Origin of the sequence: Cupriavidus yeoncheonensis, from assembly GCF_905397275.1 — a bacterium.
Classification (GTDB): Bacteria; Pseudomonadota; Gammaproteobacteria; order Burkholderiales; family Burkholderiaceae; genus Cupriavidus; species Cupriavidus yeoncheonensis.
In genome coordinates this window covers 1-1,616 of the sequence record NZ_CAJPUY010000060.1, presented here as the reverse complement: position 1 = coordinate 1,616, position 1,616 = coordinate 1, and the positions used below count along the sequence as shown (strand labels likewise).

1 protein-coding gene is annotated in these 1,616 nt (G+C 64.2%); it reads left to right on the top strand.

Going from position 1 to position 1,616, the window contains the following annotated elements:
* Window positions 1–261: 261 nt before the first annotated feature.
* Window positions 262–1,584 (top strand): IS110 family RNA-guided transposase, encoded by a 1,323-nt coding sequence (locus KHO22_RS32270; protein ID WP_211951254.1) that lies wholly within the window; start codon window positions 262–264, stop codon window positions 1,582–1,584.
* The last annotated feature ends 32 nt before the right edge of the window (window positions 1,585–1,616 follow it).

Here is a 1,616-nt window from a genome sequence, read left to right as displayed (position 1 = left end):
GAGCTTCCCAAGCCCAAGCCTGTGCCCGGCGTTCGCGAAGAAACGACTATAAAAGGGAACGGCAGCGCCGAGATGACCGATAACCCATTGGTGCGAGCTCGCGGCGATTCGCCTCGCTGCTGGGTGAGCCCGTTATTGAGCCTGGTCCGGGAATCGTCGGCGACAGTGGTGAGCGCAGCGATGCGCATCCCGTTTGAGAGATCGAGTCGAAATCGACGCTTCCCATGGCGCTGCCGTTCACTGACGATCTTGGAGCAAGCCATGGCCATGCGCAAGCGAGAAGACGAGGTGTTTCCCAACGCGGCGGGGATCGATGTCGGAGCATCGAGCCACTGGGTCGCCGTGTCCCGCCATGCGACTGACGACCCGGTGCGCGAATTCGGCGCGATGACTGACGACCTCAACGCCCTGGCCGACTGGCTCATTGCATGTGGCGTCGACGCGGTCGCGCTGGAATCCACCGGGGTGTACTGGATCCCGGTGTACGAGGTGCTGGAGCAGCGCGGGCTGAAGGTCTGGCTGGTCGATGCGCGGCAGATGAAGTACGTGCCCGGACGCAAGAGCGACGTGCAGGACTGCCAATGGCTGCAAAGGCTGATGAGCCTGGGGTTGCTGCGCGCGGCCTGGCGCCCCGACGGCGAGGTGTGCGTGGTGCGCGCAGTGGCCCGCCAGCGCGAAGTGCTGCTCACCGAGCAGGCCAGTTGGGTGCAGCGCATACAGAAGGCCTTGGTCCAGATGAACCTCCAGCTCACCGAGGTGCTCACCGATGTGATGGGCATGACCGGACAGGCCATCATCCGCGCCATCGTGGCCGGCGAGCGCGATGCAAAGGTACTTGCACGCCACCGTCACAGCCGCGTCAAGGCCAGCGCCGAGGAAGTCACCAGAGCGCTGACGGGTAACTGGCGCGAAGAGCATCTGTTCGTACTCGGCCAGGCGCTGGCCATGTACGACCACATTGCACGGCATCTGGCCGAGTGCGAGACGAAGCTGCAGGCCTTGCTAGGCAAGTTGGGCCAATGCCAGATCGACTTGGGCAAAGTCCCCCGAGCCGGCAGCAAGGTGCGTGCCGAATTCGATGTCCGCCAGGTCATGGCCAACTGGGCGGGCGTGGACCTCACGCGCATCAACGGGCTGGGCGCGACTGCGGTGCTGAAGATCCTCTCGGAGATTGGACCGGACCTCAGCCGCTTCGCCAATGTCAAGCACTTCTGTTCGTGGCTAGGCCTGTGCCCCGGCACCAAGATCAGCGGCGGCAAGGTGCTCGCCTCGGGCACCAAGCGCTCGGCGAACCGGGCGCGCCAGGCATTGAAGATGGCCGCTATGAGTCTGTCGCACAGCGACTCGGCGCTCGGCGCCTTCTACCGGCGCCTGTGCACGCGCATGGACAAACCGCGCGCCAATACCGCTGTCGCCCATAAACTCGCGCGGATGGTGTACTTCATGCTCACGCGCGGCGAAGCCTTCGTTGACCAGGGCCAGCAGCACTATGAAGAGCAGCAGCGCCAGCGCAGTATTGCCGCGCTCAAACGCCGGGCCACGGCCCTCGGGTTCCAGGTCAATCCGATAGAGGTGGCCACATGAACACAACCACCTTCACTTCTGTTTCTTGAGAG

What these genes read in the sequence shown, in the direction of transcription:
- KHO22_RS32270 (WP_211951254.1), top strand. Translation starts at nt 262, where the DNA reads ATGGCCATGCGCAAGCGAGAAGACGAGGTGTTTCCCAACGCGGCGGGG.